16 protein-coding genes are annotated in these 20,636 nt (G+C 69.3%); 11 read left to right on the top strand and 5 right to left on the bottom strand.

What is annotated here, in order from left to right; translation table 11 throughout:
• Positions 1-209: 209 nt before the first annotated feature.
• From G3I71_RS17350 to G3I71_RS17335, 4 genes are all read left to right on the top strand, one after another.
• On the top strand, positions 210-401 hold the full coding sequence (locus G3I71_RS17350; RefSeq protein ID WP_164315685.1) for an SPOR domain-containing protein: 192 nt from the start codon (positions 210-212) through the stop codon (positions 399-401).
• A gap of 38 nt (positions 402-439) precedes the next feature.
• Positions 440-889 (top strand): (deoxy)nucleoside triphosphate pyrophosphohydrolase, encoded by a 450-nt coding sequence (locus G3I71_RS17345; RefSeq protein ID WP_164315684.1) that lies wholly within the window; start codon positions 440-442, stop codon positions 887-889.
• A gap of 147 nt (positions 890-1,036) precedes the next feature.
• The gene (locus tag G3I71_RS17340) at positions 1,037-1,468 is read left to right on the top strand and encodes an ATP-binding protein (protein WP_164315683.1); all 432 of its coding nucleotides are present in this window, start codon (positions 1,037-1,039) and stop codon (positions 1,466-1,468) included.
• Between the two features lie 310 nt (positions 1,469-1,778).
• The gene (locus tag G3I71_RS17335) at positions 1,779-4,517 is read left to right on the top strand and encodes a SpoIIE family protein phosphatase (RefSeq protein ID WP_164315682.1); all 2,739 of its coding nucleotides are present in this window, start codon (positions 1,779-1,781) and stop codon (positions 4,515-4,517) included.
• 143 nt (positions 4,518-4,660) lie between these two features.
• Here the strand turns inward: G3I71_RS17335 and G3I71_RS17330 are convergent, their stop codons facing one another.
• Complete coding sequence (locus G3I71_RS17330; protein WP_164315681.1) at positions 4,661-6,289, bottom strand: hypothetical protein; 1,629 nt, start codon at positions 6,287-6,289, stop codon at positions 4,661-4,663.
• A gap of 110 nt (positions 6,290-6,399) precedes the next feature.
• Between G3I71_RS17330 and G3I71_RS17325 the strand changes: the two genes are divergently transcribed.
• A complete protein-coding gene (locus G3I71_RS17325; RefSeq protein ID WP_164315680.1) occupies positions 6,400-6,711 on the top strand; it encodes a hypothetical protein in 312 nt (103 codons plus the stop codon).
• A gap of 55 nt (positions 6,712-6,766) precedes the next feature.
• On the opposite strand, the gene G3I71_RS17320 is transcribed toward G3I71_RS17325, so the two are convergent.
• From G3I71_RS17320 to G3I71_RS17305, 4 genes are read right to left on the bottom strand one after another with little or no spacing between them, the layout of a single operon-like run.
• The gene (locus G3I71_RS17320; protein ID WP_343240152.1) at positions 6,767-7,558 is read right to left on the bottom strand and encodes a succinate dehydrogenase/fumarate reductase iron-sulfur subunit; all 792 of its coding nucleotides are present in this window, start codon (positions 7,556-7,558) and stop codon (positions 6,767-6,769) included.
• Entirely contained in the window at positions 7,555-9,495 is a 1,941-nt protein-coding gene (locus G3I71_RS17315) for a fumarate reductase/succinate dehydrogenase flavoprotein subunit (RefSeq protein ID WP_164315679.1), read from the bottom strand. Before G3I71_RS17315 ends, G3I71_RS17320 begins: the two co-directional genes overlap by 4 nt.
• On the bottom strand, positions 9,495-10,358 hold the full coding sequence (locus G3I71_RS17310) for a hypothetical protein (RefSeq protein ID WP_164315678.1): 864 nt from the start codon (positions 10,356-10,358) through the stop codon (positions 9,495-9,497). The genes G3I71_RS17315 and G3I71_RS17310 overlap by 1 nt, the downstream gene beginning before the upstream one ends.
• Positions 10,359-10,379: 21 nt before the next feature.
• On the bottom strand, positions 10,380-10,670 hold the full coding sequence (locus G3I71_RS17305) for a hypothetical protein (protein WP_164315677.1): 291 nt from the start codon (positions 10,668-10,670) through the stop codon (positions 10,380-10,382).
• Between the two features lie 409 nt (positions 10,671-11,079).
• Between G3I71_RS17305 and G3I71_RS17300 the strand changes: the two genes are divergently transcribed.
• The 6 genes from G3I71_RS17300 (at position 11,080) to G3I71_RS17275 (ending at position 20,625) form a co-directional block, all read left to right on the top strand.
• Entirely contained in the window at positions 11,080-13,371 is a 2,292-nt protein-coding gene (locus G3I71_RS17300) for an ABC transporter family substrate-binding protein (protein ID WP_164315676.1), read from the top strand.
• A 76-nt stretch (positions 13,372-13,447) separates the two neighbouring features.
• A complete protein-coding gene (locus tag G3I71_RS17295) occupies positions 13,448-14,188 on the top strand; it encodes a hypothetical protein (RefSeq protein ID WP_164315675.1) in 741 nt (246 codons plus the stop codon).
• A gap of 156 nt (positions 14,189-14,344) precedes the next feature.
• Positions 14,345-16,252, top strand: a complete 1,908-nt coding sequence (gene typA, locus G3I71_RS17290; protein ID WP_164315674.1) for a translational GTPase TypA — start codon at positions 14,345-14,347, stop codon at positions 16,250-16,252.
• Positions 16,253-16,975: 723 nt separating this feature from the next.
• Positions 16,976-18,613: an ABC transporter substrate-binding protein gene (locus G3I71_RS17285; RefSeq protein WP_164315673.1), complete on the top strand. Its 1,638-nt coding sequence runs from the start codon at positions 16,976-16,978 to the stop codon at positions 18,611-18,613.
• A gap of 145 nt (positions 18,614-18,758) precedes the next feature.
• Positions 18,759-19,691 (top strand): ABC transporter permease, encoded by a 933-nt coding sequence (locus tag G3I71_RS17280; protein ID WP_164315818.1) that lies wholly within the window; start codon positions 18,759-18,761, stop codon positions 19,689-19,691.
• The gene (locus G3I71_RS17275) at positions 19,684-20,625 is read left to right on the top strand and encodes an ABC transporter permease (protein WP_164315672.1); all 942 of its coding nucleotides are present in this window, start codon (positions 19,684-19,686) and stop codon (positions 20,623-20,625) included. The genes G3I71_RS17280 and G3I71_RS17275 overlap by 8 nt, the downstream gene beginning before the upstream one ends.
• The last annotated feature ends 11 nt before the right edge of the window (positions 20,626-20,636 follow it).

Raw genomic sequence — 20,636 nt, 5'->3', positions numbered from 1 at the left:
AGGGGCGCGGCGGGCCGCTGACCGGACACACCGTGCTCTTTCGGCGGCGCGTTCGATGTCGCGCGCCCCTCGCCGCTGGCCGGTTGCCGTACCTCTTTGTGAAAATCCGTGTTCGCTGCGTGAAGGTAAGGCGTAGGGTCGGGCATATGCGGATTGCGGTTTCCTTAGCGGGCGCGGCGCAAGCCGGGGGCGGGAAGTGGAGGGGCTCCATGAGCGACGGGACGATCACTCTTCCCTGGCTCGTCATACGGCAGGACGACAACGGCAATCGCTACCGCGTGGGCCGGTACGCGACCCGTGCGGAGGCTCAGAAGATCGCCGACAGCCTCGACGACCGCGGACACAGGCAGCTCTACTGGGTCGAGCGGATCGGGCAGAACGGAACCAGGGGATCCGGGTGACCCGGGCCGAGTGATCCGGCTCCCGTAGGCTTCGGCCCATGACGGAACGGTCGGAACGGACGGAACCGGCGGCGGGTTCGGAGCGTGCGGCCCAGGGGCGCGTCGTGGTCGTGGGCGCGGCCCTGCTGCGCGGCGGACGCCTTCTCGCCGCCCGCCGCAGCGCACCCCCCGAACTGGCGGGCCGCTGGGAGCTTCCCGGCGGCAAGGTCGAACCGGGTGAGGCGCCGGAGGAGGCCCTCGTGCGCGAGCTGCGCGAGGAACTGGGCGTCGACGCGGAACCCGTGGAGCGCATCCCGGGGGAGTGGCCCCTGCGGGCGCCGTACGTCCTGCGGGTCTGGACCGCGCGGCTTCCGGCCGGCTCGGCCGAGCCGAAGCCCCTCCAGGACCACGACGAACTTCGCTGGCTGACCCCGGCCGAGATCTGGGACGTCGACTGGCTGGATCAGGACGTGCCGGCGGTACGGGAAGCGGTCGCCCGGCTGGGGTGAGGCTCGCGGGGCCGACGGGCGGCTCGTGGGACCTGTGAGGCGCCCGGTGCGCGCGCCCCGTACGCCGTTCGTGCCACAGTGCGCCCTTGGAGGCGGTAATTGGCACCGAATACCGGGTATGTGCCCATTAACCCCACGAAACCGGACATGGGTGGGTCGCTTGCCTGGGAAGTGATCGGCGTGATCGACACCGAAGGCGACTGTGCCGAGTGGAGCTTTCCCGCGGAGCCCGGCGCCGTCCGCGGAGCCCGCGCGGTCGTCCGTGGCCAACTGCGCGGCTGGGGGCTCGACGCCCTCGGTGACATCGCCGCGCTGCTGGTCAGTGAGCTGGTGACCAACTCCCTGAGGCATGCCACGGGGCCCATCGGCGTACGGCTGGTGAGGCCCGTCGGGAGCGTGGCCACGCTCCTGGTCGAGGTCTCCGACCCGCTGCCCGACCCGCCCCGCGAGCGCGCCGCCGGCCCCGAGGAGGAGGGGGGCCGGGGGCTCCAGCTCGTCGCCCACTCGTCCAGCCGCTGGGGCACCCGCCCCGCCGACGCGGGCAAGACGGTGTGGTTCGAATTGTCGGTACCGGGATGAGACCCGACCGGACGGGGAACCCGGCGTCCTGACCACCACGAACCGTGCGCCGGGGTGAACTGCGGCTTTCCGCCCGCCCCCGCACTGCCGACCATGTGGTTCAGGCCACTGGCAGTTGTCGCCAATAGGGGTTCGACCGGTGGTCCCCTGGTTAGAAGACTGGGAGTGTTGTCGCGGGCCGGTCCGAAAAGCATCGGGATTGTCCTGTGATCGTGAACACCGTGTTGTGGGGCGCCGTAGTGCTGGATACTGCGGGCAGCCGCCCCCGGTGACCGGTGCCGGACGCGGTGAGCTGGAGGGGACGGTTCGCGTGAGCGAGATACCAGCGAAGGCCACGGAGTCCAAGGACCCGTCGGGCGGCGCGAGTGCGGGGGGTGCGGGTGATGCCGCGACCGGTGCGTCACGCCGTGCGTCGGGTGCCGGGGACTCCGTCGGCGATGACGCGATACGCGATGCGACACGTGAAACCACGCGTGACACCATGGGCGATCCGGTGCACGACACGACACGTGACACCGCGCAGGACCACGCGCGTGATGTGACAGGTGACCCCATGTGGCAGAGCAGCCCTCCCGGCTCGATCTACGACTACATCAAGGTGGCGTCCTTCTCCATCGGTCCCGACGGCCTTGTCGACCAGTGGAGCCTGCGCGCCGAGAAGATCTTCGGCATCCCCGCCGCACGGGCCGTGGGTATGGATCCCATCGAGGCCTTCATCGACCCCGATCTGCGTGAGCGCGGCCAGCGGAAGATGGCGGAGATCCTCGACGGCCGGGAGTGGACCGGCGTGGTCCCGTTCCGCGTCCGCGATCCCGAACTGGGTGAGGAGGGCCGCCGGGAGGGGCTCGCCGAGGTCTATGTGATGCCGACGCGCACGGAGGAGGGCGAGAGGGCCGCCGTGTGCATCGTCGTCGATGTCCGGACGCTGAGGCAGATCGAGACCGACCTCGCAGCCTCGCAGGCGATTTTCGGACAATCTCCGTTCGGCTTCCTGCTGATCGACACCGATCTCCGGGTCCGGCGCGCCAACCAGCGCTTCGCCTCGATCTACGGCGGTGATGTCGACGACCACCGGGGCCGCGGTGTGTACGACTACCTGCACTCTCCCGAGGCCGAGCGGGTCTCGGCGACACTCCGCCGGGTCCTGGAGACCGGCGACTCGATAACGGACATGCACATCACCGGCCTCGTGCCCGGCTCCGACGAGCGCCGGCACTGGTCGATCAACCTGTACCGCGTGCACAGCGGCACCGGCCGCCCCATCGGTGTCGCCTGGCTCGGCACCGACATCACCGCCCGCCGCGCCGCCGCCCGCGAGGCCGCCGCCGCACGGCGCAATCTCGCCCTTCTGAACGAGGCCGGCTCCCGCATCGGGAACTCCCTGGACCTGGAAACGACAGCGCGCGAACTCCTCGACGTCGTCGTCCCCGGCTTCTGCGACCTCGCGACCGTCGACCTCTACCAGGGACTGCTGGCGGGTGACGAGACCCCGCCGGGGCTCGCCGACGGCAGCGCCGAACTCCGCCGTGTCGCCTTCGCCAGCGCCGTCTCCGACGCGCCCTTCGCCGGCGGCCAGGAACCCGTGAGCGTCGGCGCCGTGCACCACTTCCCGTTCAACTCACCCTGCGCGGACGCCCTGCGCACCGCCCGCCCGCAGTTCGTCCCCGCCGAGGGCAACGGCGCCATCCAGTCCACGCTCGCCGTCCCGATGGTCGCCCACGACACCGTCGTCGGCCTCGCGCAGTTCTCCCGTACGAAGGGCAGCGAGCCGTTCGGGGAGCGGGACCGGGCGCTGGCCTGGGAGTTGGCCGCGCGGGCCGCCGTCTGTATCGACAACGCCCGGTTGTACCGGCGTGAGCACGAGCGGGCGCTGATCCTCCAGCGCTCCCTGCTGCCCCCGGGCGACCCGGAGGCCTCCGGCCTCGACATCGCCTGCCGCTACCTGCCCGGCAACGCCGCAACCGAGGTCGGCGGTGACTGGTTCGACGTCATCGAACTTCCCGGCAACCGCACCGCGTTGGTGGTCGGCGACGTGATGGGACGGGGGCTGCGCGCCGCCGTCGCCATGGGTGAACTCCGTACCGCCGTCCGTACCCTGGCGCTTCTCGACCTCGAACCGGCGGAGGTCCTCTCGGCGTTGGACGAGATCGCGCGCGGCCTCGGCACCCCCGGCGGTGTCCAGCAGGCCACCCGAGCCGCCCGCCAGCCCAAGGACGCCGACCTCGCCGAGGTGTACCTCGCGACCTGTATCTACGCGGTCTACGACTCGGTGACCCGCAGGTGCACCTTCGCCAACGCCGGCCATCTGCCGCCCGTGCTCGTCGAACCGGGCGAGGACGCGCTGATGCTCGACGTGCCGCCGGGCATGCCGCTCGGCGTCGGCGGCGAGCCGTTCGAGGAGGTTGAGGTCGAACTGGCAGAAGGTTCGCTGTTGGCGCTCTACACGGATGGACTGGTCGAATCGCGCGACCATCCCCTCGACGAGGGCCTGCAGGCGTTCGTCGGCGCCCTCAGCGACCCCTCCCAGCCGCTGGAGGACGTCTGCGACCACGTCCTCAGCACCCTCGACACCCACCACGGCGAGGACGACATCGCCCTGCTGATGGCACGCGTCCAGGGGCTGCCCGCCGATTCCGTCGGCGACTGGACCCTGCCGCGCGAGCCGCGCAGCGTGGGCCGCGCCCGCGAGCTGACCCGCACCCAGCTCACCGCCTGGGGTCTCGAAGCCCTCATAGACACCACGGAGCTGCTGGTCAGCGAGCTGGTCACCAACGCCCTGCGCTACGGCGAGGGCGAGATCCGGCTCCGCCTCCTCCTCGACCGCATGCTGGTGTGCGAGGTCTGGGACGCCGGCCTCGTCCAGCCACGCCGCCGCCGCGCCCGCGACACCGACGAGGGCGGACGCGGACTCCAACTGGTCGGTCTGCTCAGCGCGGCCTGGGGCTCCCGCAGGACCCCCCGGGGGAAGACGGTGTGGTTCGAGCTGCCGCTGCCGGACGCGGGAACGGTCCTCGCGGACCCGGCGGAGGCGCTGCTGAGTCTGTTCTGACGAGGCCCTGCCGGGGTTCGACTGTATGGAACCTGCGGGTTCGTCGTGGCTTGTCGCGCCCACGCGGCGGAGCCGCAAATGTCGCAGCCCCGCGCCCCTTGGAGGGGCCTGCGGCCCCATCGCCTCGGCCCGCTCAGGCCCTCTTACGGAATTCCCGGCGAGTTCTTACGAGGCGAGGCCAGACCCCGCCGCGCACGCGTGGCGGGACCGCCGAACGACCCCGGCGTGCCGCCGGTGAGTGTCTCGGCCGCAGCGTCCGGCAGATCGCCGAGCAGGATTCCGCCGAGGACCGCTCCGGCGACCCCGTTCGTGTGCTCGGGCCGCCCGCCGTACGGATTCCCGTGCGCGCGCACGTCCCGCTCGGCCAGTTCGCGGGCCCGCAGCGCGAAGGCGTCGGCCTCCGCCGGGTCCCCGTCGAGCAGTCGGCGTGCCTCGGCCAGCCGGGTCCGGGCCTCGGCGCCCACCGCGCCCCGGTGCGTGCCGACGAAGCCGTCAGCGGCGTCGGTGGCCAGGCGCGCGCCGACCCGCGCGGCATCGGGCGCCGTTCCGAGGGGCGCGGCCACCACCGCGACCCGGCGCAGGGCGTCCAGGGGGTCGTAGGGCCCGGCGGCGGCCTCTTTCCGTACGGCGGCCAGCGCGGCCCGGGCGCGACGGACATGCCCCTCCAGCGCGCCGTCGGGCACCCCCGCCCGCTTCCCCTCGGCCACTCGCCCGCGGGCCTCCACGACCGCCGCCTCCACCTCGTCCAGCGTGTCCAAAACCGCCTGTGCGGCGGCGGCCAGTGCGGACGCGAGGCGGTCGACGCCGTCCACGAACACCTCGGCCTGGGCGATCGCGCCCTCGGCGGCACGCAGATGCAGCACCGCCCTGTCCGGCTCGCCCAGGTCGGCGGACTGACGGGCCCTGTTGAGCCCGGTCGTGGCGAACACCAGCCGGTCCTTCGCCTGTTCGACCTGGCCGGCGACGGAAAGGGAGGCGGCGGGCGCGTACCGCTCGCCGAGGTCGGCGAGAGTGGCCTCGGCGGCCCCCGTACGGCCGGTCAGGTCCCGGAAGCGCACCTCGGCGTGTCTGAGCGCGCCGGTCAGGTTCTGTTCCAGGGCGCGCAGCCGGTCGAAGCCGACGGCCTCCGCGTCCAGCCGCCGCCCCGCGTCCACACACCGGGCGACGATCTCGTCGAGGGCGCTCCGGGAGGCGTCCGTCGGGTTGTCGTCGTACGCCTGGCGCAGTTGGAAGGCGGCCGACAGCTCGGCCTCGGCGTAGCGCACGGCCTCCGTGAACGGCGCGACCGTCTCCGCCCCGAGCAGCCCCGCCACGAAGCCGAGTTCCTCGCGGCTGGTGCGTACACAGTCGTCGGCCGCGACCAGCGACTTGCGGGCCTGCCGGTCGAGCTCCGGGGTCGTGGGCCGCGCGACCGGAGGCAGGGCGGCGGGAGTCGTACGGGTCCTGGTACGGCGTCTGCGGCGGCCGTAGCCGTACGCGGCCACCGCGACCGCCGTGCCCGCCACCACGAGGGGCAGGACCAGATCGCCGGTGGAGGACTCCTCGTCCGGGGCCGCGACATCCGAGGCTTCGGAGCCGTCGGACACGGCCGGCACGCTGCCGACCGCCACCGCGGGCACTTCGTACCCCTCGTACCTCTCGTGGTCCGCCGTCACCCCGGGCAGCACCAGCCACATCACCCCGATCACACCGCCGAGCGCGGTGTGCGCCACGCGCACGGGTATGTGGGAGGCGGCTCGCCGCGGCCGGCCTCTGCTGAGGGAGGGCGTCACGTTTGTGAGCGTATGGGGGTGATCGCGGGCGCGCGACCGGGACGGGGCAGGGGTGGCGGAAGAGGCGGAATGGGTAAGGTCCCCGCAGACGTGTTCGAAGGGGGCCGGGGATGTACTGGCACTGGTATCTGTTGGGGACGGCTGCGCTGATGACGAGCGGAGTGGGCGCGTGCGGTGGGGTGGCGGTCAGAACCGGCTGGCTGCTCCCGTGGCTGCGGCGCCGTACCCTGCGCCCCGAGCTGTGGGGTTACGGAGCGATGCTCGGCAGCGCGGGCCTGCTCCTGCAGATGGCGTACGGGGCGGTGGACGAGCTCGACAACTCGCAGACCATCGGTACCGCGGTCTTTGTCACCAGCGTGCTGCTGTTGGTCGCGGGCGCCTGGTTCCAGCTGCTGGCCACGCGGGAGCGCGTCGACGGCTGACCGTCGGCACGCCCCGCGAGGAACTCACCGCTCCGGCGAAACGAGTTCACGGAACTCATGAACTCTCCGAGCGCCTCCTGATCTTCGAGCCCAGCCACACCAGCGGGTCGTACTTGCGGTCGACCGCCCGTTCCTTCAAGGGGATCAGGGCGTTGTCCGTGATGTGGATGCCCTCCGGGCACACCTCCGAGCAGCACTTGGTGATGTTGCAGTAGCCGAGGCCGTGTTCGTCCTGGGCAGTGCGCTTGCGGTCCAGGCCGGACTCCGCCGCCGCGTCCAGGGGATGCATGTCGAGTTCCGCGACGCGCATCAGGAAGCGCGGGCCGGCGAACGCGGGCTTGTTCTCCTCGTGGTCGCGGACCACATGGCAGGTGTCCTGACACAGGAAGCACTCGATGCACTTGCGGAACTCCTGCGACCGGTCCACGTCCTCCTGCATCATCCGGTACTCGCCGGGTCCCACGCCGTCCGGCGGCACGAAGGACGGCACCTCGCGGGCCTTGTCGTAGTTGAACCCGACGTCGGTGACGAGGTCCCGGACAACGGGGAAGGCCCGCAGGGGAGTCACCGTGATCGTCTCCTCGCGGGTGAACACCGACATCCGGGTCATGCACAGCAGCCGGGGACGCCCGTTGATCTCCGCCGAACACGAACCGCACTTGCCCGCCTTGCAGTTCCAGCGGACGGCGAGGTCGGGGGCCTGGGTCGCCTGGAGCCGGTGAATGATGTCGAGGACGACCTCGCCCTCGTTCACCTCGACCGCGAAGTCCTTGAGCCCGCCGCCCTTCACATCGCCGCGCCACACCTTGAAGCGGGCCTCGTAGCTGCTGCTCACGCTGGTGCTCACTCGTACAGCTCCTCGTCGGTGAGGTACTTGACCAGCTCCTCTTTCTCGAAGAGGGCGAGCAGGTCGGGGCGGACGGGTTCGGTGGTCTCGCGGGTGAGGGCGATCAGGCCGTTCACCTGGTCCGCGGCCGCCAACCCGCTGGCGGGATCGGAGAGTTGGCACAGCAGGTTCACGTTGCGCCACTGACGGTCCATCACCGGATGGTCCTCGCGGGTGTGGCCGCCGCGCGACTCCGTGCGCTCCAGCGCCGCCAGGGCCACGCATTCGCTGACCAGCAGCATGTTCCGCAGGTCGAGGGCAAGATGCCAGCCCGGGTTGAACTGGCGGTGCCCCTCGACGCCCGCGCGGTGGGCCCGTACCCGCAGCTCGGCCAGTTTCTCCAGCGCCTGCTCCATCTCGGCCTCGCGGCGGATGATGCCGACCAGGTCGTTCATGGCCTGCTGGAGCTCCTGGTGGAGGGTGTACGGGTTCTCCGCCGGGCGGCTGCTCTCCCCGCCCGGGGTCGGTTCCTCCGCCGAGAAGGGGCGCAGGGCCTCCGCCGCCGCCGTGGCGATCTGGTCCTCGTCCACGGCTGGGCGATCGGCGACCGAGGTCGCGTACTCGGCCGCGTGCAGGCCCGCGCGGCGGCCGAACACCAGCAGGTCGGAGAGGGAGTTGCCGCCCAGCCGGTTGGAGCCGTGCATCCCGCCCGCGACCTCACCGGCCGCGAAGAGGCCCGGTACCCCGCGTGCGGCGGCGGTTTCGGACTCGACCGCGATGCCGCCCATCACGTAGTGGCAGGTGGGCCCGACCTCCATCGCCTCGGCGGTGATGTCGACATCCGCCAGCTCCTTGAACTGGTGGTACATGGAGGGCAGTCGGCGCCGGATCACCTCCGACGGCATCCGCGTCGAGACGTCCAGGAAGACGCCGCCGTGCGGGGAGCCGCGGCCCGCCTTGACCTCGGAGTTGATGGCGCGGGCCACCTCGTCCCGGGGGAGCAGTTCGGGGGGCCTGAGGTTGTTGTCGGGGTCCTCGTACCAGCGGTCGCCCTCGGCCTCCGACTGGGCGTACTTCTCCTTGAAGACGTCCGGGATGTAGTCGAACATGAACCGCTTGCCCTCGGAGTTGCGCAGCACCCCGCCGTCGCCCCGCACCGACTCCGTGACGAGGATGCCTTTGACGGACGGCGGCCAGACCATGCCCGTCGGATGGAACTGCACGAACTCCATGTTGAGCAGCGGCGCCCCGGCGAGCAGCGCCAGCGCGTGGCCGTCGCCGGTGTACTCCCACGAGTTCGACGTCACCTTGAAGGACTTGCCGATCCCGCCGGTCGCGATCACGACGGAAGGCGCCTCAAGGACGAAGAAACGGCCCGTTTCCCGCTCGTAGGCGAAGACACCGGAGACCCGCTCGCCGCTCTTCAACACGCGGGTGACCGTGCACTCCTGGAAGACCTTCAGCCGGGACTCGTACTCGCCGGTCTCCTTCTTGTCCTGCTGCTGGAGGGAGACGATCTTCTGCTGCAGGGTGCGGATGAGTTCGAGTCCGGTGCGGTCGCCGACGTGCGCGAGCCGCGGGTACTCGTGGCCGCCGAAGTTGCGCTGCGAGATCCGGCCGTCCTTCGTACGGTCGAAGAGGGCGCCCCAGGTCTCCAACTCCCAGACCCGGTCCGGGGCTTCCTGGGCGTGCAGCTCCGCCATCCGCCACTGGTTGAGGAACTTGCCGCCGCGCATGGTGTCGCGGAAGTGGACCTGCCAGCTGTCGTGGCTGTTGACGTTGCCCATGGCGGCGGCGATCCCGCCCTCGGCCATCACGGTGTGCGCCTTGCCGAAGAGGGACTTGCAGATCACCGCCGTACGGGCGCCACGCTCGCGTGCCTCGATGGCGGCGCGCAGTCCCGCGCCGCCCGCGCCGACTACGACAACGTCCCATTCCTGCCGGTCGACCACGGACATCAGAAGAACCTCGGATCATCGAAAGCGCCGGAGGCGACCAGGTACACGTAGAAGTCGGCGAGCCCCACGCTCACCAACGACGCCCAGGCGAGCTGCATGTGACGGGCGTTCAGCTTCCCGACCCACTGCCAGGCGCGGTACCGCACGGGATGCTTGGAGAAGTGTTTGAGCTTGCCACCGACGATGTGCCGGCAGGAGTGGCAGGAGAGCGTGTACGCCCAGATCAGCGTGATGTTGAGCAGGAAGACCAGGGAACCGAGGCCCATGTGGCCCCAGTTGTAGTGCTCGTCGCGGAAGGAGAGCACCGTGTCGTAGGTGAGGATGCAGGCGACCAGCAGAGCCGCGTAGAAGAAGTAGCGGTGGATGTTCTGCAGGACGAGCGGGAAGCGCGTCTCACCGGTGTACTTCTTGTGCGGCTCGGCCACCGCGCAGGCGGGCGGGGACGCCCAGAAGCCGCGGTAGTAGGCCTTGCGGTAGTAGTAGCAGGTCAGACGGAAGCCCAGCGGGAAGATCAGGATGATGATCGCGGGGGAGATGCCCCACCAGCCGCCGAACAGATCGGCGTTGGGGCCGTGCCGCATGGGGGCACAGTTGTCCGCCAGACAGGGCGAGTAGAACGGCGAGACGTACGGGGCCGCGTAGTAGTCGGCGTTGGCGAACGCCCGCCAGGTCGAGTACACGATGAACGCCAGCAGACCGGCGGCCGTGGCGGCGGGCGCCAGCCACCAGCGGTCGGTCCGCAGATGCGGGGCGTCGATGGCGGCGCGCGTACGGGTCCGTACGCCGCCGCGCTGCGGATGGGAGTCCGTGTCGGAATCGGAATCGGGATCGGTACCGCTGTCGGTACCGGTTTCAGTGGCCAAAGGAGAACTCCGGTCGGATTCTCAGGGTGCGTGACGGTCGTGGGCGCCGAGTCCTTCGTCGTCCGAGTCCGTCCACAGGCTGTTGTCGTACGGGGTGTCGGGGATCGTCACGAGGTCGGGGCGCCGGGGCTGGGCGAGCGCGGGGGCGGCCTCGCGGAGCAGCGCGAGGCTTTCGCGCAGGTGGTTGGCGTCGCTGCGGAGGCGGCGCATTTCCAGGCCGCCCTTGCCGATCTGCTGTTCCAGGCGGCCCATCGAACGCAACAGGTCGTCCAGACAGCGCTGTACTGACGTCAGTTCGTCGTGCACGGACATGACGTGACCTCACTTCCGGGCGGTCGGGCCCTGGGTGGAGACGTTCATGCGCCTGAGAGTGTTGCGCGTCACACCTGCCGGTGGGAAGCGGTGTGCATGGATTGGCTGAGGGAAGGGGGGCGCGGGGGGTGCGTTGGGGTGCGCGTCCTTGGGGGCTCCGCCCCCAAACCCCCGGCCGCGCTGAAGGCGCTTGTCCTCAATCGCCGGACGGGCTGGAAACGCGGGCCGGTGCCAGAGCCTCAAGGTCGGCTGGTGATCGGGCCGAGACGAGTGAGTGGAAATGTCCGTTCCGCCAAACGGTTGGGCTTCGCGTGCCCCGCCGCCGTGTCGACCCCCGCTGCCGAACCCTTTCCTCTTCAGTGGCCGTACATCTGATCAGCCAATTAACGGGCCACCGGAGGTAGACCTGATGTCCCACCACGGCGTCGGACTGCGCGCGGTAACGCGCTCGGTCGCCTTCCTCACCGCCGGCGTACTCGCCGTGCCCCTGGTCACGGCGTGCGGCGGTGACCAGGACGAAGAGAGCAAGCCGCTCGCCGGGCAGGACATCGCGCCCGCCACCCGCGACCGGCTCGCGGACGGCGGCACTCTGCGCTGGGCCGTGGACTCCGTACCGGAGACGCTCAACACCTTCCAGGCGGACGCCGACGCGACGACCACCCGTGTCGCGCAGGCCGTGCTGCCGTCGATGTTCCGGCTCGATGTGAACGGGCGGCCCCAGCGCAACGCCGACTTCCTGGAGTCCGCCAAGGTCGTCGAGACCGAGCCCAGGCAGGTCGTCCTCTACAAGCTGCACCAGCAGGCCGTCTGGAGCGACGGCCGGGAGATCGGCGCCGCGGACTTCGCCGCCCAGTGGCGCGCCCTGTCCGGCAAGGACTCCGCGTACTGGACCGCCCGCAACGCCGGGTACGACCGCATCGAGAAGGTGCAGCGCGGCGCGAACGATCTTGAGGTCAAGGTCACCTTCAGCCGGCCCTACGCCGACTGGAAGTCGCTGTTCTCGCCGCTGTATCCCAAGGACGTCATGGGCACCCCGGACTCCTTCAACGACGGGGCCCGGCGCAAGCTCAAGGTCACCGCCGGGCCCTTCGGTCTCAAGAAGGTCGCCAAGGCGGAGGGCGATGTCGTCCTCGTACGCAATCCGCGCTGGTGGGGGCGTACCCCCCTGCTCGACGGGATCGTGCTGCACGCCGTACCGCGCGACAAGCGTGCCGAGGCGCTCGCCGGCGGCAAGGTGGACGTCGCCGAGATCGACCCCGCCGAGGCCGAGCGCATCGTCCTCGCGGCGCGCGGCAAGTCCACCCCCCTCCAGGGCCCCGGCGCCGCCCTCACCCCGGCCCGCGCCCTGCGTTCCTGGGCCCTCGCGCACGGTTCCGACGACGAGGCCGCCGGGGAGGAGACCAGCGCCCGGCGCAAGCAGCGCGCGGCGGCCACCAAGTACGCCGAGCAGCAGCAGTCGCTCAGCGCGTTCGAGGTGCGCAGGTCTCTCGAACCGGCCTACACCCAGCTCGCCCTCAACGGCGCCGACGGGCCCCTGGCCGACGAGCGCGTCCGCCGTGCGGTCGCCCGTGCGCTGGACCGCGAGGAGATCGCCGGCCTCGTACTCAAGCCGCTGGGGCTGCCCGCCGTACCCGTCGGCAGTCATCTCGCGCTCTCCGGGCAGGCCGCCTACGCCGACAACAGCGGCGCGCTCGGCGGCCAGGACACCGGCGAGGCCGAGGCGCTCCTCGCCGACGCCGGGTGGGTGCACGGCGGTCCGCTCGGGCAGCCGAAGAATAAGGACGGCGACGCGGAGAAGGTCGCCGGGGGTGAGGGGAAGAAGGCCGGCGGCAAGTCCGCCGCGCCGAAAGCGTCCTCGAAGGCGTCCCCCAAGGCCGGCAAGGCCGGTAAGGGCAGTGGCGACGACGACGGGACCTATGTCGTCGGGGACGATGACAAGCCTTACGGGGAGCCCGTCCGCGAGGACCACCAGAACCCCCGGGACCACCGGGACCAGCGCGATCACCGGGACGGTTCCGGCAAGAAGAACCTCGCCCAGGACGGCAAGCAGTCCCTGCACAAGCACCCCGAGCAGGGCGGTGCGCCCGCCGGTGCCTACGCGCCCAAGGGCACCCCTGCTCCCGCCGGCGCCGCAGCCGGGGTGCTCGCCAAGGACGGCAAGCCGCTGACCTTGAGGTTCGTGCTCCCCTCGGGGCCGGGTTCCGCCACACTGCGGGCCGTGGGCGAGCGGATCGCGCGGATGCTGGACCGGGTCGGTATCCGTACCGCCGTGACCAAGGTGTCCGACGACAGCTATTTCAAGGACCACATCGCCAGCGGGCAGTACGACCTGGCTCTGTACTCATGGCCCGCGTCCGCCTTCCCCGCCACCGACGCGCGGCCCATCTACGCCAAGCCGGTGCCCGCCGCCGACGGGTCGCTGAACGTCGAGCAGAACTACACCCGCGTCGGCACCGACCAGGTGGACCAGCTCTTCGACCAGGCCCTTGCCACCCTCGACGAGGACAGGTCGGCCTCCCTGGTACGGAAGGCCGACGCCCGGATCTGGGCGGCCGGCGGGTCCATCCCGCTCTTCCAGCGGCCCCAGCTCACGGCCGCGAAGAAGAACGTCGCCAACCTGGGCGCCTTCGGTTTCCAGACACCTCTCTACGAAGACATGGGGTTCCTGAAGAAGGGCGCGAGTGCGTCGACCGGGAACTGATCCGGCCGGAAGGCTCTGAGGTACCTCAAATCCCTTGCCTTGCCCGCCGCGCTCCGTGACTGTGAACACACTCTTGATGACGGTGGATCTCACGAGTACATGCGAGGACGACGGGGTGGCCATGCACGGGGGAACGCGTCAAATCTCGGCCGTGGGGTTCGTGCTCGCGGCGCTGCTCGCCGGGGCCGTGGGCTGTTCGAGCGGGTCCGGCGACGCCGCGAAGAAGAGCGACAGCGCTACGGCCGGGGCCAAAGGGGCGCCGGCCGCGGCTGCGGACACAGCCTGCGCGAACGGCACCTACACCTGGTTCAACATCGAGAAGCCGACGCGGCTGCTCGGGGTCACCGACGTGGAGACCCTGGGCAAGGGTGGCGGCGAGCTGAAGAAGAAGCTGAAGCGGCTGGCCACTGTGGAGATCTCGGTCCAGGCCGGAAGCGGTGCCCCGGCGGCGGACGAGGTCCTCTTCTCTCTGGGCAAGAAGATCGGCGAGATCGACTCCGATGCCGCTTCCCTGAAGGACGCCGGAGGCGAGTCGTGGCGGTTCACGGAGGTCGGCGGCAAGGGGCCGGAACTGAACGACGGCAGCGCGGCGCCGTACGGATCGGGGCGGTTCGTGATGTACGCCGCGGTTCGTGTGGTCGAGGCCGACTTTCGCCACTCCTGCCCCGGGGGCAGGACCAGCACCGGGCACGCCGAGAGTTGGACCACTTCGATCGACGGCCTCCTCGAGTGCGGTACCAAGGACGGAAGCGCCACCGTACGTGAGGCCGCCCGCCTCTCCTGCGGCGCGGACTCGGCCGCCGCGAAGGCCGCCTGACCCCACCGCTCCGGGCGCCTGCCGAGGCCCTGCGGGGGCCGACTCCTGCGGGGCCCCGTACCATGGGGTAAGGCCGTGGCATGTTCAGCCCGGCAGGGTCCGCGTAACACAGACGTACGCGCAGGCCATCCACTCAAGCCGGGAGTACGCCGCAATATGGCCACGCGCCACGACATCCGCAACGTCGCCATCGTCGCCCACGTCGACCACGGGAAGACGACACTGGTCGACGCCATGCTGAAGCAGGCCGGTGCCTTCGCCGCGCACGCCGCCGAGTCGCTCGACGACCGCATGATGGACTCGAACGACCTGGAACGTGAGAAGGGCATCACGATCCTCGCCAAGAACACGGCGGTGAAGTACCACCCGAAGGACGGGGGGGACGTCATCACCATCAACATCATCGACACCCCGGGCCACGCCGACTTCGGTGGCGAGGTCGAGCGCGGTCTGTCGATGGTGGACGCCGTGGTGCTGCTCGTCGACGCCTCCGAGGGGCCGTTGCCGCAGACCCGGTTCGTGCTGCGCAAGGCGCTCCAGCAGCGTCTGCCGGTCATCCTCTGTATCAACAAGACGGACCGCCCGGACTCCCGGATCGACGAGGTCGTCAACGAGACGTACGACCTCTTCCTGGACCTGGACGCGGACGAGGAGCAGATCGAGTTCCCCATCGTCTACGCGTGTGCGCGTGACGGTGTCGCCTCGCTGACCAAGCCGGAGAACGGCACGGTCCCGGCCGACAGCGACAGCCTGGAGCCCTTCTTCTCCACGATCCTGTCCCACGTCCCGGCCCCCGAGTTCGACGAGGCCGCCCCGCTCCAGGCGCACGTCACCAACCTGGACGCCGACAACTTCCTCGGCCGTATCGCGCTGCTCCGCGTCGAGCAGGGCGAGCTGCGCAAGGGCCAGACCGTCACGTGGATCAAGCGTGACGGCACGATGTCCAACGTCCGCATCACCGAGCTGATGATGACCGAGGCGCTCACCCGCAGGCCCGCCGAGATGGCCGGCCCGGGTGACATCTGTGCCGTCGCCGGTATCCCGGACATCATGATCGGCGAGACCCTCGCCGACCCCGAGAACCCGATCGCGCTGCCGCTCATCACGGTCGACGAGCCGGCGATCTCCATGACCATCGGTACGAACACCTCGCCGATGGTCGGCCGCGGCGGCACCGGCAAGGGTGCCGAGAACAAGGCCGTGGTCAAGGACCGCAAGGTCACCGCCCGCCAGGTCAAGGACCGTCTCGACCGCGAGCTGGTCGGTAACGTCTCGCTGCGTGTCCTCGAGACCGAGCGTCCCGACGCCTGGGAGGTCCAGGGCCGTGGCGAGCTGGCGCTCGCCATCCTGGTCGAGCAGATGCGCCGTGAGGGCTTCGAGCTGACCATCGGCAAGCCGCAGGTGGTCGTCCAGGAGATCGACGGCAAGGTCCACGAGCCCGTCGAGCGCATGACGATCGACGTGCCCGAGGAGCACATGGGCGCGGTCACGCAGCTCATGGGCGTCCGCAAGGGCCGGATGGACAACATGTCCAACCACGGCTCGGGATGGGTGCGCCTGGAGTTCGTCGTGCCTTCGCGCGGGCTCATCGGCTTCCGGACCGAGTTCCTGACCGGTACCCGTGGCACGGGCATCGCGCACTCCATCCACGAGGGCCACGAGCCCTGGTTCGGTGTGCTGACGACCCGTAACAACGGCTCGCTGGTCGCCGACCGCGCCGGTGCCGTCACCGCCTTCGCGATGACGAACCTCCAGGAGCGCGGTGTGCTGTTCACCGACCCCGGCACCGAGGTGTACGAGGGCATGATCGTCGGCGAGAACTCGCGCTCCGACGACATGGACGTGAACATCACCAAGGAGAAGAAGCTCACCAACATGCGGTCGGCCGCGGCCGACTCGTTCGAGGCGATCGTCCCGCCGCGCAAGCTCTCCCTGGAGCAGTCCCTGGAGTTCTGCCGCGACGACGAGTGTGTCGAGGTCACCCCGGAGGCGGTCCGCATCCGCAAGGTGAACCTGGACGCCCGCGTGCGCGCCCGCTCCGCCAGCCGCGCCAAGAACGGCTAGTACGGCCGGTACGGCCACCACGGGCGAGCGCGGCTGACGCCGGGCCTTCGCCGAACGCACCGGGCACGCCCGCTCACCGGCGGGGGTGCCCGGTGTCGTCGTAGGGGCATAGGGGGAAAACCCTTCAATTGAAGACGTGGGCTCTCCCGCATGCGCTGCCCGCACTACCCTGCTGCTGGATGGGGATCGACCGCGGTCGTGGGGCATGTGTCTGTGCACCCGCTGTGCCGTCGCCGGCCTACCGGTGGAGGGGCCCAAGAGGCTTCGGCCATCGGGAGACCCTGTCGCGGCAGTGCGCTGATGACGGGTCAGATGTCACTCCCCGCGTTCAAGGCCTGTGGGCGCCACCCGAGGAAGTACGCACGGTGGACATGGCATACGCAACTCATTTTCTGCTCCACCATGTCCGGAATACGGACAGACGTTTCCGATAGATGTGTAACAAGTCCGTTTCGCAGGGATCTTTCGGCAAACTGTTTGTCCGGATTTTGGAAGAAGTATGTGGCAGGTGTGATCGAACCGAGACCTGTTGGGTGTGGTTCGGGTATGTCGCATGGCAGATAGTTAGGCGCGTAGAGCTCGGATCAACGGGTCACGCACAGCAAACTGTGCCGACTCGCGAGCGTGGGGGGCATTGGCTTTCTCGGTACCGGCAACGGTGGCGGTGGTGTGTCGTCTGCTCTCTTTTTTGCGGTGAACCAATGGACTCATGAGGAGGAACCCATGCGCGGTGCCAGAAGCGCCAAGTGGGTCGCGATAGCTGCGGTTGTGGCACTGAGTGCGACCGCCTGCGGTGGCGGCAGCGACAGCAACGGTGACAGCGACAGCGGCAGCAAGTCCGCGATCGACCCGAACGGCACGTTCACGGTCGAGTCCGGCGAGCCGGAGAACCCGCTGCAGCCGGCCAACACCATGGAGTCCTACGGCAGCATCGTGATCAACTCGTTGTTCACCGGCCTGGTGGACTACGACTCGAGCGGCAAGATCGTCTACATGAACGCCGAGTCGGTGGACACCAAGGACAGCAAGACCTTCACGGTCAAGCTCAAGTCCGGCTGGAAGTTCCACGACGGCACCCCGGTCACCGCCGAGTCCTACGTCAAGGCCTGGAACTGGGCCGCAGCGCCGGCGAACAAGCAGACCAACAGCTTCTGGTTCTCGGACATCAAGGGCTACGACGCGGTCGCTCCCGAGACGGGCACCCCCAAGACCAAGGAGCTGTCCGGCCTGAAGGTCGTGGACGACTCCACGTTCACCATCGAGCTGACCAAGGCGATACCGTACTTCGTCTACAAGCTCGGCTACCAGGTCTTCTCCCCGCTTCCCGAGTCCTTCTACGCGGACCCCGCGGCCGCCGGTCAGAAGCCGATCGGCAACGGCCCGTACAAGTTCGTCAGCTGGGACCACAAGAAGGCGATCACGGTCGCCAAGAACGCCGACTACAAGGGCTCGAACGCGGCGAAGAATGGTGGCGTGGTCTTCAAGAACTACTCCACCCCCGAGACGGCGTACGAGGACCTGAAGTCCGGCAACCTGGACGTCATCACCCAGATCGCCCCGAAGGACCTGCCGGTCTACAAGCAGGACCTCGGCGACCGCGCTGTGGACCAGGCCTACTCCGCGATCCAGTCCATCGCCCCGGCCTTCTACTCGAAGCAGTTCAAGGACATCAACCCGAAGGTCATCGAGGGCCTGTCGAGGGCGATCGACCGCGACACCATCACCAAGACCGTGCTCCAGGGCACCCGTGAGCCCGCCACCGGCTGGGTCGCCAAGGGTGTTCTCGGCTACGAGCCGGACGCCGCGGGTGACGCCACCAAGTACGACCCGGCCGCGGCCAAGGCGCTCATCAAGGAGGGCGGCGGCGTTCCGGGTAACGCCATCACCATCCAGTTCAACGCCGACGGCGGTCACAAGGAGTGGGTGGAGGCGGTCTGCAACTCGATCACCAACGCCACTGGTGTCAAGTGCTCCGGCGACTCGAAGGCCGACTTCCAGGCCGACCTCCAGGCCCGTAAGGCGAAGGAAGTCAAGTCCCTGTACCGCTCGGGCTGGGTGCTGGACTTCCCGATGAACGCCAACTTCATCCGCGACCTGTACGGCACCAAGTCGGACGGTAACCAGAGCGGCTTCTCCAACAAGACGCTCGACGCGGAGATCGCCGCAGCCGACGGTGCCGCCACGCTGGACGAGTCGGTGAAGAAGTACCAGGAGATCGAGAAGCAGCTCCCGAACTACATGCCGAGCATTCCGCTCTGGTACTACAAGGTCAACGCGGGCTACTCGGAGAAGGTCTCGGGCGTCCAGTTCGGGCAGGACGGCGACCCCATCCTGACCGGCGTCCAGGTCAAGAAGAAGTAACCGAAGACAGCCCGTTGTCCGGGGCGCCCACATCGAGTCCCGGACAGCAGCGCCAGCGGTCGGGGGGCCCTTTCCACACGCATCGCGAAGCGGTGCGCGGGGGAAGGGCCCGCCTGCTGCCGCTGTGACTTTTTTTGGAGGCATGATGGGGCGCTACGTCGCACGACGACTGCTCCAGATGATCCCGGTGTTCTTCGGAACGACCCTGCTGATCTTCCTGATGGTCTACGCCCTGCCCGGTGACCCGGTCCAAGGGCTGTTCGGCGACAAGGGCGGCAGCCCGCAGGTGATCGCCGCGCTGCGGCACGAGTACGGCCTGGATCAGAACATCTTTGTGCAGTACTTCAATTACATGAAGGGCATCATCCTGCATGCCGACTTCGGCACGCAGATAGCCAGCGGACGCCCCGTCACCGACGTGCTCGGCGACGCCTTCCCGGTGACCCTGCGGCTGGGTGGTTTCGCCTTCGCCATCGAGATCGTCGTCGGGATCAGCCTCGGTGTCTTCGCCGGCCTGCACGCCGGACGCGCCGCCGACACCGCGGTGCTGCTGATCACGCTGCTGCTGATCTCGGTCCCGGTGTTCGTCCTCGGCTTCCTCCTCAAGTGGATCTTCGCCGACGAACTCCAGTGGCTGGAACCGAACGTCAACGACCCTACGAACTATGGCCAGTTGCTGATGCCGGCCATTGTGCTGGCCACGGCGTCACTCGCCTATGTGTCCCGGCTGACCCGTACGTCGATCGCGGAGAACATGCGCGCCGACTACGTCCGTACGGCCATCGCCAAGGGTCTGCCCCGGCGCCGGGTGGTGACCGTCCACCTGATGCGCAACTCGATGATCCCCGTGGTCACCTACCTGGGCACGGACATCGGCGGCCTGCTCGGCGGTGCCGTCATCACCGAGGGCATCTTCAACATCCAGGGCATCGGCGGCACGATCTACCAGTCGATCATCCGTCGGGAAGGCACCACCCTCGTGGGCCTGGTCACCATCCTCGTGCTCGTGTACCTCGTTGCCAGCCTCCTTGTCGACCTGCTTTACGCGGTCCTTGACCCGAGGATTCGCTATGCCTGACCTGACCAAAACCGACGTCGCCGCACCGGACGACGAGAGCGCGCCCGACCCCGCCCCGCAACCGGTCAAGGCCGAGAAGGCCCGCAGCCTGTGGGGCGACGCCTGGCAGGACCTGCGCCGCAACAAGATCTTCATCGTCTCGTCGGTGCTGATCCTGCTGCTGCTGACGATCACGTTCTTCCCCGGCCTGTTCACCAGCGCCAACCCGGCCTACGGCGACCTGGCCAAGCACTACCTGCAGAAGCCGCAGCTCGGAAAGGTCTTCACGGCCGAGTGGCTGGGCTACGACCAGCAGGGCCGCAGCGTCTACGGCCGGCTCGTCTACGGTGCCCGGGCCTCCATAGCCGTCGGCTTCGGCACCACGCTCATCGTGACGGTCACGGGCGGTCTGGTCGGTATGATCGCCGGTTACTTCGGCGGTGTCCTCGACTCCGTCCTGTCGCGCATCGTGGACGTGTTCTTCGGTATCCCGTTCCTGCTGGGCACCATGGTCGTCCTCAACTCCTTCCCGGACCGGACGATCTGGGTCGTCATGGGCGCCCTGGGCTTCTTCGGCTGGACCCAGCTGGCCCGCGTCATGCGCGGTGCGGTGATCACCACCAAGCAGGCCGACTACGTCCAGGCGGCGAAGGCACTGGGTGCCAGTACCCCGCGCATCCTGTTCCGGCACATCCTGCCGAACACCCTGGCTCCGGTGATCGTCGTCGCGACCATCTCGCTCGGCGTCTACATCGGCGCGGAGGCCACCCTGTCGTTCCTGGGCCTCGGCCTGAACGGTGTCTCCTGGGGCAACGACATCTCCGACGGCGGCGCCCAGATCCGGGTGGCCCAGTGGATCATGCTCTACCCGTCGCTCATGCTCACCCTCACGGTGCTGGCATTCATCATGCTCGGCGAAGCGGTCCGCAACGCCCTTGACCCCAAGACACGCTGAGGGAGGCGTTC

The sequence above is a fragment of the Streptomyces sp. SID12501 genome (genome assembly GCF_010550245.1).
GTDB lineage: Bacteria > Actinomycetota > Actinomycetes > Streptomycetales > Streptomycetaceae > Streptomyces.
The sequence above is the reverse complement of the archived record's forward strand: the minus strand, read 5'-3'. Positions and strand labels throughout refer to the sequence as shown.

Coding starts and splice junctions, on each gene's coding strand:
- G3I71_RS17350 (WP_164315685.1), top strand. CDS start 210: ATGAGCGACGGGACGATCACTCTTCCCTGGCTCGTCATACGGCAGGAC.
- G3I71_RS17345 (WP_164315684.1), top strand. CDS start 440: ATGACGGAACGGTCGGAACGGACGGAACCGGCGGCGGGTTCGGAGCGT.
- G3I71_RS17340 (WP_164315683.1), top strand. CDS start 1,037: ATGGGTGGGTCGCTTGCCTGGGAAGTGATCGGCGTGATCGACACCGAA.
- G3I71_RS17325 (WP_164315680.1), top strand. CDS start 6,400: ATGTACTGGCACTGGTATCTGTTGGGGACGGCTGCGCTGATGACGAGC.
- G3I71_RS17315 (WP_164315679.1), bottom strand. CDS start 9,495: ATGTCCGTGGTCGACCGGCAGGAATGGGACGTTGTCGTAGTCGGCGCG.
- G3I71_RS17305 (WP_164315677.1), bottom strand. CDS start 10,670: ATGTCCGTGCACGACGAACTGACGTCAGTACAGCGCTGTCTGGACGAC.
- G3I71_RS17300 (WP_164315676.1), top strand. CDS start 11,080: ATGTCCCACCACGGCGTCGGACTGCGCGCGGTAACGCGCTCGGTCGCC.
- G3I71_RS17295 (WP_164315675.1), top strand. CDS start 13,448: ATGACGGTGGATCTCACGAGTACATGCGAGGACGACGGGGTGGCCATG.
- typA (WP_164315674.1), top strand. CDS start 14,345: ATGGCCACGCGCCACGACATCCGCAACGTCGCCATCGTCGCCCACGTC.
- G3I71_RS17285 (WP_164315673.1), top strand. CDS start 16,976: ATGCGCGGTGCCAGAAGCGCCAAGTGGGTCGCGATAGCTGCGGTTGTG.
- G3I71_RS17280 (WP_164315818.1), top strand. CDS start 18,759: ATGGGGCGCTACGTCGCACGACGACTGCTCCAGATGATCCCGGTGTTC.
- G3I71_RS17275 (WP_164315672.1), top strand. CDS start 19,684: ATGCCTGACCTGACCAAAACCGACGTCGCCGCACCGGACGACGAGAGC.